Annotated in this window: 15 protein-coding genes; 7 read left to right on the forward strand and 8 right to left on the reverse strand. The window is 67.7% G+C overall.

Annotation, left to right across the window (positions count from 1 at the left end; all coding sequences use genetic code 11):
• Positions 1-183: 183 nt before the first annotated feature.
• The 7 genes from AC3WMU_RS08630 (at position 184) to pdxR (ending at position 7,534) form a co-directional block, all read left to right on the forward strand.
• Positions 184-1,605: a cache domain-containing protein gene (locus tag AC3WMU_RS08630; protein ID WP_492282185.1), complete on the forward strand. Its 1,422-nt coding sequence runs from the start codon at positions 184-186 to the stop codon at positions 1,603-1,605.
• Complete coding sequence (locus tag AC3WMU_RS08635) at positions 1,602-2,258, forward strand: response regulator (protein ID WP_492282186.1); 657 nt, start codon at positions 1,602-1,604, stop codon at positions 2,256-2,258. The genes AC3WMU_RS08630 and AC3WMU_RS08635 overlap by 4 nt, the downstream gene beginning before the upstream one ends.
• 124 nt (positions 2,259-2,382) lie before the next feature.
• On the forward strand, positions 2,383-2,928 hold the full coding sequence (folE, locus tag AC3WMU_RS08640; protein ID WP_006223342.1) for a GTP cyclohydrolase I FolE: 546 nt from the start codon (positions 2,383-2,385) through the stop codon (positions 2,926-2,928).
• A gap of 228 nt (positions 2,929-3,156) precedes the next feature.
• Complete coding sequence (gene tauA / locus AC3WMU_RS08645; RefSeq protein ID WP_492282187.1) at positions 3,157-4,185, forward strand: taurine ABC transporter substrate-binding protein; 1,029 nt, start codon at positions 3,157-3,159, stop codon at positions 4,183-4,185.
• A gap of 30 nt (positions 4,186-4,215) precedes the next feature.
• A complete protein-coding gene (locus tag AC3WMU_RS08650; RefSeq protein ID WP_492282188.1) occupies positions 4,216-5,052 on the forward strand; it encodes a taurine ABC transporter ATP-binding protein in 837 nt (278 codons plus the stop codon).
• A complete protein-coding gene (locus tag AC3WMU_RS08655) occupies positions 5,045-5,872 on the forward strand; it encodes an ABC transporter permease subunit (protein WP_035212592.1) in 828 nt (275 codons plus the stop codon). The genes AC3WMU_RS08650 and AC3WMU_RS08655 overlap by 8 nt, the downstream gene beginning before the upstream one ends.
• Before the next feature lie 123 nt (positions 5,873-5,995).
• The gene (gene pdxR, locus AC3WMU_RS08660) at positions 5,996-7,534 is read left to right on the forward strand and encodes a MocR-like pyridoxine biosynthesis transcription factor PdxR (protein ID WP_006223346.1); all 1,539 of its coding nucleotides are present in this window, start codon (positions 5,996-5,998) and stop codon (positions 7,532-7,534) included.
• Between the two features lie 59 nt (positions 7,535-7,593).
• On the opposite strand, the gene AC3WMU_RS08665 is transcribed toward pdxR, so the two are convergent.
• The 8 genes from AC3WMU_RS08665 to AC3WMU_RS08700 form a co-directional block, all read right to left on the reverse strand.
• Positions 7,594-9,009, reverse strand: a complete 1,416-nt coding sequence (locus tag AC3WMU_RS08665; protein ID WP_006223347.1) for an NAD(P)/FAD-dependent oxidoreductase — start codon at positions 9,007-9,009, stop codon at positions 7,594-7,596.
• A 71-nt stretch (positions 9,010-9,080) separates the two neighbouring features.
• A complete protein-coding gene (locus AC3WMU_RS08670) occupies positions 9,081-9,473 on the reverse strand; it encodes a nuclear transport factor 2 family protein (protein ID WP_006223348.1) in 393 nt (130 codons plus the stop codon).
• Positions 9,474-9,583: 110 nt separating this feature from the next.
• Entirely contained in the window at positions 9,584-10,558 is a 975-nt protein-coding gene (locus AC3WMU_RS08675) for a CobW family GTP-binding protein (RefSeq protein WP_492282189.1), read from the reverse strand.
• A 1-nt stretch (position 10,559) separates the two neighbouring features.
• Positions 10,560-12,215 carry an amidohydrolase gene (locus AC3WMU_RS08680; protein ID WP_492282190.1) on the reverse strand — a complete coding sequence of 552 codons (1,656 nt, stop codon included), beginning with the start codon at positions 12,213-12,215 and terminating at the stop codon, positions 10,560-10,562.
• Between the two features lie 25 nt (positions 12,216-12,240).
• Entirely contained in the window at positions 12,241-13,266 is a 1,026-nt protein-coding gene (locus tag AC3WMU_RS08685) for an ABC transporter ATP-binding protein (protein WP_006223351.1), read from the reverse strand.
• Positions 13,263-14,261, reverse strand: a complete 999-nt coding sequence (locus AC3WMU_RS08690) for an ABC transporter ATP-binding protein (protein ID WP_006223352.1) — start codon at positions 14,259-14,261, stop codon at positions 13,263-13,265. The genes AC3WMU_RS08685 and AC3WMU_RS08690 overlap by 4 nt, the downstream gene beginning before the upstream one ends.
• Positions 14,258-15,160: an ABC transporter permease gene (locus AC3WMU_RS08695; protein WP_088588284.1), complete on the reverse strand. Its 903-nt coding sequence runs from the start codon at positions 15,158-15,160 to the stop codon at positions 14,258-14,260. The genes AC3WMU_RS08690 and AC3WMU_RS08695 overlap by 4 nt, the downstream gene beginning before the upstream one ends.
• On the reverse strand, positions 15,157-16,125 hold the full coding sequence (locus AC3WMU_RS08700) for an ABC transporter permease (protein ID WP_006223354.1): 969 nt from the start codon (positions 16,123-16,125) through the stop codon (positions 15,157-15,159). The genes AC3WMU_RS08695 and AC3WMU_RS08700 overlap by 4 nt, the downstream gene beginning before the upstream one ends.
• Positions 16,126-16,137 lie beyond the last annotated feature (12 nt).

The following is a 16,137-nucleotide window of genomic DNA, read 5'->3' on the forward strand; positions in this document are numbered from 1 at the left end:
GTATTTCGTTTTGCCCCCCCGGCAACAAGCGCGAAACTACGCAAACGAGCTACGTGTTACTACGCAATGCGCCGCAGCATAAATCGCCGGGAACCGTAAAATCCTGCACGTGAACGAGTCGTTTCCCCACAGAGCCGGCCGTGATGCATCGCACCAATCGCTACCCGGGTTGAACCCCACAATATGAAGCTGCGCCTGAAAATCCTGCTGCTTGCCGCGGTCCCCCTGCTGGTGGCCGTGGCCGCCATTACCGTGGCTGTCTACGTGCAGGGCCTGCAGCTGGCCCAGCGCGAAAAGCAGGTCGTCGAAAGCGCCTGGCTGGCCAGCAAGGAAAGCGAACTGCGCCATTACGTCAGCCTGGCCTACAGCGCCGTCGCCCCGCTGCAGGCGGCGGGCGACGACGAGGCCTCGCGCCAACGGGCGCTGGAACTGCTGGCGCAAATGGAGTTCGGCCACGACGGCTATTTCTTCGTCTACGACCTGCACGGCAAGAACCTGATGCACCCGCGCCAACCCGAGCTGGTGGGGCAAGACCTCTGGAACCTGCGCGACACGCGCGGCCAGTCCGTCATCCAGAACCTGCTGACGGCCGCCCGCCGCGGCGGCCAGCAAGGCGAAGTGGTGCACTACCTGTGGGAGAAGCCCTCCACGCACCAGACCGTGGAAAAGCTGGGCTACGTGGTGGTGCTGGACCGCTGGGGCTGGATGCTGGGCACCGGCATCTACCTGGACGACGTGGAACAGGCCCTGGTGCGCATCGACGCCGCCGCGCAGGCCAACATCCGCAGCATGTTCGCCTGGGTGGCGGGCATTGCGGCCGTTTCCATCCTGGGGGTGGCGGCTTGCGGCCTGGCGCTGAACATCAGCGATCACCGGCAATCCGACGCCAAGCTGCGGCTGATGGCCCAGCAACTGGTGCGCTCGCAGGAAGACGAACGCGCCCGGCTCTCGCGCGAACTGCACGACGGCATCAGCCAGGTGCTGGTGTCCATCAAGCTGTCGCTGGAAGCCGCAAGGGAACGGCTGCGGCAATCGTTGCCGGAACAGCCGCAGGCGCTGGCCCACATCGACCGCCCGCTGGGCGGCGCGCTGGACCGCCTGAACAGCGCCGTGGGCGAGGTGCGCCGCATCTCGCACAACCTGCGCCCCACGCTGTTGGACGACCTGGGCCTGCCCGCGGCGCTGGAACACCTGGGACGGGAATTCGCCATTCCCAGCACGGACGGGGCGCCGCCCTTGGCCGTGCGCCTGCGCACCACCGGCCGCCCGGTCAAGCTGCCCGACGCCTACGCCACGGCGCTGTTCCGCGTCACCCAGGAGGCCCTGACCAACGTGATGCGCCATGCAGGCGCTACCCGCGCCGACATGACGCTGGCCTACAGCGCCCACGACCTGCGCCTGACGATTTCCGACGACGGCCGCGGCTTTGACCTCGCCGAGGTCCAGCAAGACCCGCGGCGCGGCATCGGCCTGCGCAATATGCGGGAACGCATGAGCGCGCTATCCGGTAACCTGAGCTTCCATTCCACCGCCCAAGGCACCACCTTGCAGGCCTGGCTGCCCCTGCCGGGCGCGGCTGCCCCTACCGCGACGACCCAAGCATGACCGACATCCCCGACGCCATCCGACTCCTGCTGGTCGACGACCATCCCCTGGTGCGCGACGGCCTGCGCCTGCGCCTGGAAACCGTGCCGCGCCTGCGCGTGGTGGGCGAAGCCGGCAATGCGCAGGCGGCGCTGGCCTTCCTGGCCGCGTGCCTGGCGCAAGACCCCCAGGGCGACACCCTGCCCCATCTGGTGCTGATGGACCTGAACATGCCCGGCGTGGGCGGGCTGGAGCTGACAGCCCTGCTGCACGAGCGCTATCCGCAGATCGCGGTGCTGGTGCTGTCCATGCACGACAACCCCGAGTACATGGTGCAGGCGGTGAAGGCCGGCGCCCGCGGCTATCTGCTGAAGGACGAGCCCGCCGAAGAAATCGTCACCGCCATCGGCGCCGTCGTCGCGGGCCGCACCTATTTCAGCGCGGCCGCCGCCGTGCGCCTGTCGCAGGCCAGCGCCCCCGCCACCCTGCTGACGCAGCGCGAACGCGACGTGCTGCGCCACATCGCCGACGGCCAGGCGAACAAGCAGATCGCCCTGGCGCTGGGCCTGTCCGTGCGCACGGTCGAGACCCACCGGCTGAACATCAAGCGCAAACTGGGCATCGACGGGCAGGCCGAACTGATCAAGTACGCCGTGGAGAACCGGGGCGTCTGACCCCCGGGGTTCGACCCGGGCGCCTGCCCCCCCGCCCCGGCTGCGGTAGACTTGCCTGCATTCCGGCGTCCCGACGCCACACGACACAACGCCACGACGAGCGCGCTGCCCCAGGAGTCCCCCCATGTCATTGGAAAAGAACTACACCGCCATTCTCGAAGCACTAGGGGAAGACCCGTCCCGCGAAGGGCTGGCCGATACGCCCGCCCGCGCGGCCAAGGCCATGCGCCACCTGTGCCGCGGCTACAGCCAGAACCTGGACGAAATCGTCAACGGCGCGTTGTTCACCTCCGACACCCGCGAAATCGTGCTGGTCAAGAACATCGAGCTGTACTCGCTGTGCGAGCATCACATGCTGCCCTTCATCGGCAAGGCGCACGTGGCCTACCTGCCGGCCGGCCGCGTCCTGGGCTTGTCCAAGGTCGCCCGCATCGTCGAGATGTATGCCCGCCGCCTGCAGATCCAGGAAAACCTCAGCCGCCAGATCGCCGAGGCCGTCCAGACCGTCACCGGCGCGGCCGGCGTGGGCGTCGTCATCGAAGCCCAGCACATGTGCATGATGATGCGCGGCGTGGAAAAGCAGAACTCGTCCATGGTCACGTCCGTGATGCTGGGCGAATTCCACGACAACCCGTCGACCCGGGCCGAATTCCTGAGCCTCATCCGATAGCAGGACACGCCCCCCTCTTTTGGGGCATATCGCGGGCCCGCCCGCTGCGACGACGATGCCAGACATGGCAGCGCCGGCGCAGCAGGCGGGCCCCGCCGCTTAGGGCTCCCGGCTTTTGGCTCCTACTGATCCAGGCATCTGGCCCTAGCGTTCTGGTCCCATCCGGGCAAACTGGCATCCAGCAAGCCGGCCGCGCCGGGGCGCGGCCGATCCCTTCCGGAGACCACCATGAACGCGATATTCCGCCACATCCGCCGCTGCACCCTTGCCGGCCTGGCCGCCGCGCTGCTGGCCGCACCCGCTTATGCCCAGACCAAGCTGGTGGTCGGATTTCAGCTGATCGTGGGCCCGTTCCTGTCCGCCATCGCGGACGGCAGTTTCGATTCCGCATTGAAGGAAGCCGGCTACCAGGTCGACTGGCGCCAGTTCACGTCCGGCGGTGACATCTCCACGGCGCTAGCCTCCGGCAATGTGCCGGTCGGCGTCCTGGGGTCCACCGGCATCACCTCGGCTGCCACCCGTGGCGTGGACATGCAGCTGTTCTGGGTCCTGGACAACATCGGCAAGTCCGAAGCGCTGGTCGCGCGCAACGGTTCCGGCATCAACAGCACCGCCGACCTGAAGGGCAAGCGCGTCGCCACCCCCTTCGTATCGACCTCCCACTTCCACCTGCTGGTCGGGCTGGAGCAGGTGTGGAAGATTTCGCCGCGCGACGTGCGCATCCTGAACATGCAGCCGCCGCAGATCGTGGCCGCCTGGCAGCGCGGCGACATCGATGCCGCCTATGTCTGGCCGCCCGCGCTGACGGAAATCGCCAAGAGCGGCAAGATCATCGCCGATTCCCAGCAGATCGGCGCGGCCAGCGTGCCCACCTTCGACGGCATCGTGGTCGACCGCGCCTGGGCCGCCAAGAACCCGAAGTTCATGGCCGCCTTCACCGGCGTGCTGGCCAAGTCCTACGCCGACTACCGCGCCAACGGCGCCAAGTGGACGGCCGAGTCCCCGCAGGTCAAGGGCATCGTGCGCCTGATCGGCGGCAAGCCCGACGACGTGGTTGAAGCGCTGGGCCTGTTGGTGTTCCCCACCGCGCAGGAACAGGCCTCGAACGAATGGCTGGGCGGCGGCAAGGAGTCGGGCGCGGCGCGGGCGTTCGCGGCCAGCGCCACATTCCTGAAGGACCAGAAGCAGATCGACCGCGCTTTGACCGACTACAGCCCGCACGTCACGGACCAATACGCGAAGGCCGCAGCCAAATAAACGGCCCGGCGCGCTATAAGGGGAGCCCGCATGACCATGCTGTCCACCTCCACCGCGCAGCGGCTTTGCGCGGAACAAGTCAGCGTCACCTATCCCGGCCTGCACGACAGCGGGCCGGTGGTTGCGCTGCAGAACGTCAACCTGACCATCCAGCCCGGCGAATTCGTCGTCGCGCTGGGCGCCTCGGGCTGCGGCAAGACCACCTTGCTCAGCCTGCTGGCCGGGTTCCTGTCCCCCACCGAGGGGGAAATCACGCTGGGGGGCCGCCCCATCGTGGGGCCGGGCGCCGACCGCGGCGTCGTCTTCCAGAAGCACGCCCTGCTGCCCTGGCTGAACGTGCTGGAGAACACGGAATTCGGCCTGAAGCTGCAGGGCGTGGACAAGGCGACGCGACGCGCCCGGGCCCGCCGCAACCTGGAACTGGTGGGGCTGCAGGACTTCCATCGCCACATGATCTATCAGCTGTCGGGCGGCATGCAGCAACGCGTGGGCATCGCGCGCGCGCTGACCTGCGACCCCGCCATGCTGCTGATGGATGAGCCGATGGCGGCGCTGGACGCCCTGACGCGCGAAACCATCCAAGAACTGCTGCTGGATATCTGGCGCCAGACCAGCAAGATGTTCTTCTTCATCACCCACAGCGTGGAAGAGGCGCTCTTCCTGGGTTCGCGGCTGATCGTCATGTCGCCTCGCCCGGGCCGCATCACGCACACCTTCACGCCGGACTTCAACCGGCGCTACCTGGAGACTCGCGATGGACGTGGCATCAAATCCAGTCCCGACTTCATCGCCATGCGCGAAGAAGTCCTTGGCATCATCTACGGCGACGAGCGCGCCGCCGCCTCGCCCGAAGCCGTCCATGTCTAGGAACCGGTCGGGGCACAAGCCCGCGACGCCCGGGATGGTCTACGGCGCCCCGGGCGCGGGCTACAGCGGGCACATCAGCCTGTTGACCAGCCTGGCATTGATCGCCCTGTGGTTCCTGGTGACCAGTGCAGGCTGGGTGCGGCCGCTGTTCCTGCCGTCCCCCATTGCGGTCTACGACAAGTTCGTCTCGGCCATGACGGACGGTGTTGCCAATTCCACCCTGGCCGAGCATGCCCTGGCCAGCCTGACGCGCGTCTTCAGCGCGTTCTTCCTGGCCTGCCTGACGGCGATTCCCGTGGGCATCCTGATGGGCGTAAACCGCTATGCGCGCGGCATCTTCGACCCGCCCATCGAGTTCTACCGCCCGCTGCCGCCGTTGGCCTACCTGCCGCTGATCATCATCTGGTTCGGCATCGGCGAATTCCCGAAGATCCTGCTGATCTACCTGGCCATCTTCGCGCCGATGGCAATCGCCGCGCGGGCCGGCGTGCGCTCGGTGTCCATCGAGCAGATCCATGCCGCCTACGCGATGGGCGGCACGCGGATGCAGATCGTCTGGCACGTGATCCTGAAGGCAGCCATGCCCGAAATCTTCACGGGCATGCGCATCGGCATCGGGGTGGGATGGACCACGCTGGTCGCAGCCGAAATGGTGGCCGCCGACCGGGGCCTGGGCTTCATGGTGTTGAACGCCGCCCAGTTCCTGGCCAGCGACACCGTCATCATGGGCATCATCGTGATCGGCGTGTTCGCCTTCGCCTTCGACTTGCTGGTGCGCTACCTGGAGAAATTCGCCATCCCCTGGAAGGGACGCATCTAGGACGTTTTCCAACAGGGCAATCCCCCATTTCTTCCCCCTGGCCGCTCCTCTATCCTGAGGCACAGATCCGGACCCCGCCCGCAGCGTGCGGCGGGGTCCGCATCGCCGTCACAAGGAGCCGTCATGTCCAGCCAGGCCTCGATGCTCAAGCCTGTGTTGTGGGAACGCCTGTTCGAAAGGGAAAGCGCACCCAACCTCAGCCTGCAGGGGCGCGTGCGCCAGATGCTGGTGTCGGCCATCCTCAGCGGCCATCTGCCGCCCGGCATGCCAGTGCCCTCCAGCCGGCAACTGGCCGATCAACTGCACATCGCCCGCAATACGGTCGTGTTCGCCTACCAGCAACTGGTCAGCGAAGGGTATCTGGTGTCGCGCGAACGCAGCGGCCACTTCGTCTGCGATTCCGTCATGCAAGGGCATTCCGGTTCGGCCGCGGATGCCGCGCACGCGGCGCCGCCGGATACCGTGCCGGACCCGCAGCGCGTGCGCTGGGACGAACGGCTGCGCTTCCGGCCGTCGCGGCAACGCAATATCACCAAACCCCAAGACTGGCAGAAGCAGCCCTACCCTTTCGTGTACGGCCAGTTCGACCCTGACCTCTTTCCCACCGCCGAATGGCGCGAGTGCTGCATCAAGGCGCTGTCCGTGTTGGACATCCGCAGCTGGGCGCCGGACCTCATCACGCACGATGACCCGACGCTGATCGAACAGATCCGCACCCAGGTGCTGCCCCGCCGGGGCGTCTGGGCCGACGCCGAGGAAATCGTCATCACCGTGGGCGCGCAACACGCGCTCTACCTGCTGGCCGATCTGCTGGTCAACGACGACACCGTGGTCGGCATGGAAGACCCCGGCTACCCCGACGCCCGCAACATCTTCGCCAGCCACACGCGCAACCTGCTGCCGCTGCCGGTGGACGAACGCGGCCTGTGCACGGGCACGCACCTCTTGGGCTGCGACTACGTCTTCGTCACGCCCGGCCATCAATGTCCCACCACGGTCACGCTGGCGATGGAGCGCCGGGAAAACCTGCTGGCGCTGGCGCGCCAGGCCGACAGCATGATTATCGAAGACGATTTCGAAAGCGAAAGCCGCTGGGGCGAAGGCGCCATTCCGGCGCTGAAAAGCCTGGACCGCGACGGCCGCGTCATTTACGTCGGCAGCCTGGCCAAGTCGTTCGCGCCGGGCCTGCGCATCGGCTACATCGTCGCGCCGCGCGAACTGTCCCGCGAACTGCGGGCATTGCGTCGGCTGATGCTGCGCCACCCATCCGCCTATATCCAGCGCGCCTTCTCGCTGTTCATTTCGCTGGGCCATCACCATTCGCTGCTGCGCAAACAATCGCAGGCCTACCAGAAGCGCGGCGCCGAGCTTGCCCAGGCGCTGGCTCGACACCTGCCCGACTTCAAGGCGATTCCCATCACAGGTTCTTCGTCCTGCTGGCTGGCCGGGCCGCCCTGGCTGGACGCCGCCGAATTGTCCGAGGCCGCGCTGGCCGAAGGCGTCGTCGTCGAACCCGGCAACGTGTTCTTCATGAACGGCACGGAGGCGCCCCGCAACTACCTGCGCGTGGGCTTTACGTCGATCCGGCCCGAGCATATCGGGCCGGGCATCGAAAAGCTGGCGCAGGTAGTGCGCCGCTACCGCATGCGGGCGGCGGCATAGGGGCTGACTTCGGGGCCTGACTTCGGGGCCTGCCTCCTAGTCCGGGCCGCAATGCCCGGCTACAGGTGTTCGTCCCGCAGGTGGTACCAGCGGTACAGCAAGCCCTGCCCGATCCGTCGGAACGGCGCGAACAGATGCCCCGGCAACGGCGAATCGTAGATGGGCAGATCCCAGGCGGGCCCGTCCTTGCCCATCATCCGTTCGGCCAGGCGCCTACCCGCGTGCGCCGAGAACGCCACGCCGTTGCCGCCATACCCGAACGCGTAATACACCGGCAGCGCGGGGTCCGGCTGAGTCACGCGCGGCATCATGTCGTGACTGACGTCCACCCAGCCCCACCAGGAATAGGCGACGTCCACGCCCCTCAGCGACGGGAACTTGCGCGCCAGGCCTTCGCGCAGCAGCGCCAGATGCCTGGGATGCTGCGCATCGGCGCCGCGCAAGGCGCTACGGCTGCCGATCTGCATGCGGCCGTCCGGCAGCAGGCGGTAGTAGAAGCGCAAGGTGCGCGTATCGGTGATGAACACGGTGCTTTTCAATCCCGCCGCCTCGCGTTCGGCGGGCGACAGCACACGCGTGACCAGCGAATTCGACAGCACCGGCATGATGCGGTTGTCCAGCAAGGGGTTCACGCCCTGGGCGGTATAGCCACCGGTCGCGAACGCCACGCGGCGCGCCCGCACCACGCCGCCCGGCGTCTCCAGCAGGATCACGCCGTTTTCCACACGCCAGCCCAGCACCGGACTTGACGGGTGCACGCGTACGCCCAGCGCCCGCGCCTGACGCAGATAGCCGTATGCCAGCTTCAGCGGGTGCACGCCCACGCCGTCGGGCTCGTGCATGGCGCCGACCGCTTCGTGGTCATCGACATAACGCTCGCGCAGTTCCGCTTTGCTGAGCATCTTCGCGTCGTAACCGAACACCTCCCGCATCACACGAGCCTCGTTCTGCAGAAAGCCCATCTTCTTCTGGCGGTGCGCCGTGTATAGATGCCCGCCCGGCTGCGCATCGCAATCCACCTGCGCGACCAGGCTCTTCCAGTATTCGAAGCCTTCGCGGATCTCCGCGTCCAGGCGGCGGGCGGTGTCCAGCCCCCAGCGCGCGATCCACTGCGACCGGTACAGGCGCCCCGACGCATTCTGCCCCTGGCCGCCGTTGCGGCTGGTGCAGCCCCACACGACGCGGTTGGCTTCCAGCACCACGGCGCGCACGCCGAAGTCGCGCGCCAAGGTCAGCGCCGCCGACAGGCCGGTGAAGCCCGACCCCACGATCACCATGTCGGCGTCGACGTCGCCCTGGATGGGGCCGTCGTCCTCCGGCGGTTCGCCGGCGCTGGCGACCCAGTACGTAGGCGCGTAGTCCTGCCCCCGGCCGGGCGGCGACACCAGGGGGTCATAGGTCGGGTTGTAGGCGTTGGCCCCTGGGGTGGCCGCGCGAGGCGGGCGGGAGGTGTCGAAGGGCATTTGGGTATCCATGCTTCGAATCCGAGTCCTGGGTGTGTCCGGGAAAGTGCCGGGGGGGTGTCCGGGGCTTGACAGGCCGGGCCTCAGGCACGGGCCGGCAGCGCCGGGCGCTGCTTGCGGAATGCGTTCTTCACGCGGATCTTGCCGTCCTGGAACGTGAAGACATCGACCATGTCGGCCTCCACCCGCGAGCCGTCCGCGGCGGTCCCGGTGAACGTGCATTCGGACACGCCGCGGTCGCCTGCCACCCAATGCCGGCCGTTGTTCCATTGCGCGTCGGGAAAGTTCTTCCACGCCGCGGCGAACGCGGCGCGGACCGCGTCTGTTCCGGTGTGCCGGCTGCCGCAGGCCTCGGGGCCGCCCACGGTCTCGAACACGCAGTCCTCGCTCATGAAGCTCATCAAGGCATCGATATCGTGGCGGTTCCAGGCGGCCGCGAATTCGGCCAGCATTTCCACGGTGACGGTCTTGTGCATTGCCAACCCTCCGATAGACGCCGGCGCGGCATGCGCCCGCGTACAGGATCCAAGGTAAGTGAGCGGTCCCGCAGGGTCTAGAACCAGAAAAGGGAAATCGCTTGCACCAGTCATGACGCCGTGGCGGGCGCAAGCATCGCGGACACTTGCCGCGGATCGATCGCGTCGCGCAAGCCGATGAACACCAGCCCGGTCGCGCCCAATCCATCGGGCGGCGCGGCCTGCGTGTCGTAGCGCACGCGGCGGCCCGCCCATTGCACCAGCACCAGGCCGTGCCGGTCAGTGCGGACCCATCCCTTGGCCCTCAACAGTTGACGGGGCATTTGCCGCAACTGCCCCGCCAAGTGGTCGGCATTCAGCGTACCGGGCGCTTCCCAGAGCCAGCTTTGGAAGGGATGGTCGGGGTCCTGCCCAGGCATCGCGCCGCGATGCCCGGCGTGGTCGCAGCCCGCATGCCCACACTCGTGGACAGACGCGCCCGGCATCGCCTCGCCCGACAGATAGCGCAAGTCGACGCGCCCTTCCCGCGCGGCAATCATGGCCGCGCCCTGCGTCACGTCCTTCAGCCACCCCTGCACCTCGGCCAGCGCTTGCGGCGTCGCCAGGTCTGTCTTGTTCAGCACCAGCAGATCGGCCGCCTTCAACTGCCGCGCCACGGTATCGCTCAGCAAGGGATCGGCGGCCAACGCCCGTACGTTCGCCACATCCACCAACACCACAACGCCTTCCAGTTGCAGCAAGGGGTCGCACATGCCCACCTGCGCAATCCGCGAGGGGTCCGACACGCCGCTGGCCTCGATGACGATCCATTCCGGCAGCGGGTCCAGCGCCAGCACACGCGCCAGCGCATCATCCAGGCCACCAGCCATCGAACAGCACACGCAGCCGTTCGCCAGACGGATCACCGCGTCCGCACGTTGCGCGACGAGACCCGCGTCGATATCGATCGGCCCGAAGTCATTGACCAGCACCGCCGCCCGGCGGCGGCTGGTGCTCAGCACATGGTTCAGCAGGGTCGTCTTGCCCGCGCCCAGAAAGCCGCCGACGACCGTCAGCGGAATGCGCACCGCGCCAGTGGCGGCCATCTCAGGCGCCTTCCAGCGCCAACGGCCGTCCGCCGACGACGGTTCCCAGCACGGCAACGTCCTTCAACCGGTCGGGGGGCACCGTCGTGGGATCGTCTTCCAGCACGCAGAAGTCGGCGTACTTGCCCACTTCGATGGAGCCGACCAGATGGTCCATGTGCAAGGTATAGGCGGCACCCAGCGTGACGGCATGCAGCGCTGCATCCACGCTGATCCGCTCGGACTCGCCCAGAATGCGGCCCGAGGCTGTCTGGCGGTTGACCGCGCACCAGGCGGTGAACAAGGGTCCAAGCGGCGTGATCGGCGCATCGGAGTGGATCGAGAACGGGACCCCCGCGCTCGCCGCCGACGCGCAGGCGTCCATGCGGTTGGCGCGGTCGGGCCCCATGGTAAGCGCGTAATGGGCGTCGCCCCAGTAGTAGAGATGGTTAGCGAACAGGTTGGCGCACATGCCCAGGCTGGCCATTTTCCGGAACTGCGCCGCATCGGCCATCTGGCAATGCTGCAGGGTGTGGCGGTGGTCCCGGCGCGGCGTGCGGCGCAAGGCAAGGTCCACGGCCTCGATCGCGCGTTGCGTGGCTTCATCGCCGTTGGTGTGGATGTGCAGTTGCACGCCGGCATCGTGATAGGCCTGCACGGTTGCGTCCAGCTCGGCGGGCGCGATGACCCAAATGCCGTTGGGAGCCCCGTTGTAATAGCCGGGCCAGCGCACCCGGGCGGTGAAGCCCTGGATCGATCCGTCCACCACCAGCTTGACCATGCCCAGGTGCAGCTTGTCGTGGTTCAAGCGCTTGGCGGCCGCCAGTTTTTCCAGGCAGCGCGCGGGGTCGCCCGCATACGTCAGCGCCGAGGCGGCGGGCACGATGCGCACGGGATAGTCGGGTTCGGCCGTGATGCGCGCCAAGGTCGCCACGCCCTCGTCGCCCAGTTCGTTGACCAAGTCCGTGGCGGTGGTCACGCCCGCCCATTGCGCCACCTTGCCAAACATGCGCAGCCCGTCTTCCGACAGCCCCACCGTGCGGAACGGGCTGCCAATCAGCCGCATGACCGGAAACATGGCCGCAAATTCGCACAGCTCGCCGCTGGGCTGGCCGTCTTCCATCCGCGTCACGCCTTCGATGTCGGTATCGCGGTCGATGCCCGCCCGGGCCAGCATTGGCGTGTTCACGTTCATCAGGTGCATGCTGGCGTGCATGACAACCACGGGGCGCGCCGCGGACACACGATCCAGATGTTGGACGCCCATGCGCTGGCCGTCGAAGAAGATGGGATCGAAGCCCCAGCCGATCAGGGTTTCTCCCGCCGGCAGGCTGCGTTCGGCCTCGCGCAGCCGGTCGGCCACCGCGTCGAAACTTTTCAGGCCTTCCCAAAGGCGGCCATCGGGCCCACGGCGATCATAGAAGCCTACGTACACGAATTTCCACATGCCGCCTTCGGGCAGATGGCAATGCCCTTCCACCAGGCCGGGCATCAGCACCTTGCCGGCATACCGGTCGTCCACGTCCGCCGGACCCCATCCCGCCAGGTCTTCCCTGCTGCCCACGCCCAGGATGCGGCCGTCCCGCACCGCGACGTGGGTGGCGCGCGGCTGGGCCGGGTTCATGGTCAGGATGCTGCGGGCGGCGTAGATCGTCGTGTTGCCTTCAGGCCGGGTCATCGAGGGTTCCTTGTGACGGTTGGATTCAGCCCTGCAACGGCGCCACCACGGCGCCGTCGCGGACCTCTACAAAATGGCAGGCAACGCGGTGGCCCGGCACGACTTCGCGCAGTTCGGGCTCGCGCGTCGAACAGGCCGGCTGCGCGGCCGGGCAACGGCCGGCAAACCGGCAACCCGGCGGGGGGTTCACCGGACTGGGCGGGTCGCCCATCAGCCGCACGCGGCGCGCGGCCGATTCGCGCCCGCCCTTGACTGTCGGTACCGCCGACATCAGCGCCACGCTGTAGGGATGCAGCGGGCGCGTGAAGAAGGCGCGGCGCGAAGCTTGTTCGATGATCTTGCCCAGATACATCACCGCGATGTCGTCGCAGATGTGCTCGACCACGGCCATGTCGTGCGAAATGAACAGGAAAGATTGCCCCTGCTCCCGCTGGATCCGCCGCAGCAGGTTCAGAATCTGCGCGCGGATGGCAATGTCCAGCGCCGACACCGGCTCATCGCACACGATCAGGTCCGGCGCGCTGGCCAGCGCCCGGGCCACGTTCAGGCGCTGCCGTTGCCCACCGGAAAACTGGTGCGGAAACAGTTGGCGCTGTTCGGGCCGCAGACCCACCAGTTCAAACATTTTGGCCACGCGCGCTTCGCGCCCGCCGGGCGGGTCGATGCGCATCAAGTCCAGCGGCGCCCGCACAATGTCTTCGGCGCGCTGGCGCGGGTTCAGTGACGAATACGGATCCTGGAACACCAGCTGCAGCCGGCGTCGCATCTGCCGCAACGAGGCGCCGCCTAGGGCGGTCAGGTCGGTGCCGTCGAAATGGATGGAGCCCGCGGTTGGGTCCGCCAACCGCAGTACGGACAGCGCCGTGGTGGTCTTGCCGGAGCCGGACTCGCCCACGATCGCCAACGTGCGGCCACGCGCCAGGTCAAACGACACGCCGTCCACCGCCTTGACCACGACTGGCTTGCCGTCGGCGCCCTTGCCCCCCACGGGAAAGTGCACGGCCAGGTTCCGGACGGACAGCAATGCGGGAACATGCGGCTGCGGCGTCATGCGGCCTCCTGATAGAGCCAACAGGCCACGTCCTGGCCCTCGTCCACGCGCACCAAGGGCGGGAATTCACTGCGGCAACGCGCCAGCGACCGGGTGCAGCGGTCCAGAAAGGGGCACCCCACGCCGCGGTCCCACACCGAGGGCACCACGCCCGGTATCTCGGGCAGGTCCGGCCGGATATCGTCGGGTTCCCGGTCCAGTTCGGGCAGGCAGGCGATCAGCCCCTGTGTGTAGGGATGGCGGGGATGCGCCAGGATCTGCCGCACGCCGCCCTGCTCCACGACCCGCCCGCCGTACATCACGACGACGCGATCGGCCATTTCCGACACCGCGCCCATGTCGTGCGTGATCAGCAGAACGGCAGTGCCGCGCCGCGCCTGCTGCTCGCGCAACAGGTCGAAGATCTGCGCCTGGACGGTGACGTCCAGCGCCGTGGTCGGTTCGTCGGCGATCAGGACGTCGGGATCGCAGGCCAGCGCGATGGCGATCATCACCCGTTGGCGCATGCCGCCGGACATCTGATGGGGGTAGTCGTCCACGCGCCGCTCGGGGACCGGGATGCCCACCGACTTCAGCATGTCGATGGCGCGCGCGCGGGCGTCGGCGCGGCTTAGGCCCTGGTGCAGCCGCAAAGGCTCCGCAATCTGGTCGCCCACTGTGTACACGGGATTCAGCGCCGTCATGGGTTCCTGGAAGATCATCGAGATCTTGTTGCCGCGCACCCGCCGCATGGCCTCGTCGTCGTGCAACGCCAGGTCCGCGCCCGACAAGCGGACGCGGCCGGCGCCGATCCGCCCCAGCGCCGGGATCAGCCGCATGATGGCCAGCGCCGTCATGCTCTTGCCGCAGCCCGACTCCCCGACCAGGCACAGCGTTTCGCCCGCACGCAGCTCGAAGCTGACCTGGCTCAATACCTCCGCCACGCGGCCACGCGAGCGGAACTCCAGGCTGAGGGCCTCGACTTCCAGGGCGGGAACTTCCAGGCGCGCGTTCATGAGCGCCCCCGCGACGTGGGGTTCAATGCGTCGTTCAGTCCGTCGCCGATCAGGCTGACGGCCAGCACCGTCAGGAAGATGGCCGCGCCGGGCAGCGTCACCGCCCACCACGCCGTCAGGATGTAGGGGCGGTTGCTGCCGATCATCAGCCCCCAGCTCATGATGTTGGGGTCGCCCAGCCCCAGGAACGACAGGCCCGCTTCGAACAGGATCGCCGTGCCGATGGCCAGCGTGGCCGACACGATCAGCGGCGCCAGCGCGTTGGGCAGGATCACGCGCCAGATGATGCGCGCGTCGCCCGCGCCGATCACGCGTTCGGCCAGCACGTATTCCCGCCGTTTCAGGCGCAGGAACTCGCCCCGCGCCAGCCGCGCGGTGCCGGTCCAGCTGACCACGCCGATCGCCACCGCGATGGTCGCAAGCGATGGGGTGAACAACGTCACCAGCACCATCGCAAAGAGCAAGGTGGGCAGCACCTGGAAGAATTCGGTGATGCGCATCAGCGTCTCGTCGACCCAGCCGCCGTAGTAGCCGGCCAGCGCGCCGACCGTCAGGCCGATGGCCATCGACAGCACCGCGGCCACCACGCCGACCAGCAAGGTGGCGCGGCCGCCATAGACCATGCCGGTCAGCACGTCGCGCCCCAGGTAGTCCGTGCCCAGCAGCATCTCGCCGCCGGGCGGTTCCATGGGCGCGCTGGCGATCTCGAACGGGTCCGCCTGCATCAGCATCGGACCGAAGATCGTCACCGCCAGGATGGCGGCCAGCAGCAGCACCCCAAAAACAGCCGACGGATTGCGGACGAACACCCGCAAGGCCTCGTAGGATTGCCGCGACGGCGCGCGCGACGCCGTGGCAGCTACGGCAGGCAGGGGAATCACGGAAGGCGCTTGGCTCATGATGTCTTGATCCGGGGATCGATCAGGCGGTAGGCCAGATCGGTTAGCTGATTCATCACCACCACCAGCAGCGAGGCGAACAGCAGGATGCCCAGCAATGTCGGGTAGTCGCGCCGCAGCACAGAGTCGAACGCCAGCCGCCCCAGCCCGGGCCAGTTGAAGACCGTCTCGACAAGGATGGCGCCTGCCAGCACGTTGCCGAACTGCAGGCCCAGCATGGTCACCACCGGCAGCACGCCGTTGCGCAAAGCGTGCTTGTACAGGACCGAGCGCTCCGGCAACCCCTTGGCGCGGGCGGTGCGGATGTAGTCGGCGGACAGCGCTTCCATGACGCTGGCGCGCGCCAGGCGGCTGTACTGCGCCAGGTAGACGAACGCCAGCGTGAACGCCGGCAGCGCCAGGTGATGCAGCACGTCCACCACACCCGCCCAGCCGTCCTGCGGCCCACCCGCCGACCGCATGTCGGACACCGGGAAGACCGGCAGCACCGACGCAAACAGGATGATCAAAATGATGCCCGTCCAGAACACCGGCGCCGAATAGCCCACCACAGACAGCAGCGTGATGCCTTGCGACAGCGGTCCGTTGGGCTTCCTGGCGGCCAGTGTGCCCAGCAGCGTGCCCACGATGAAGGCGCTGAATACCGAGGTCACCACCAGCAGCAGCGTGGCGGGCACGCGATCCCAGATCAGGTGGGCGACGGGTACGTTGAAGAAGTAGGAATAGCCCAGGTCGCCGCGCAGCACCTGCGCCAGGTACAGGCCCAACTGCACCAGAAAAGGCTTGTCCAGTCCGTACTGCGTACGCAACTGGGCCCGCAGGTCTTCGCTGATGCCGCCCATGGAACCGGCGATGGTCTCGACGGGATCGCCGGGCGAAATATGGATCAGCAGGAAATTCAGCGTCACCACGGCCAGCAGCAACAGGCCCGCGTAGGCGAGACGGCGCAAGATGAAACGCAGCATGGCGGCTCCGCC

The sequence above is a fragment of the Achromobacter sp. FW305-C-13 genome, from assembly GCF_058783475.1.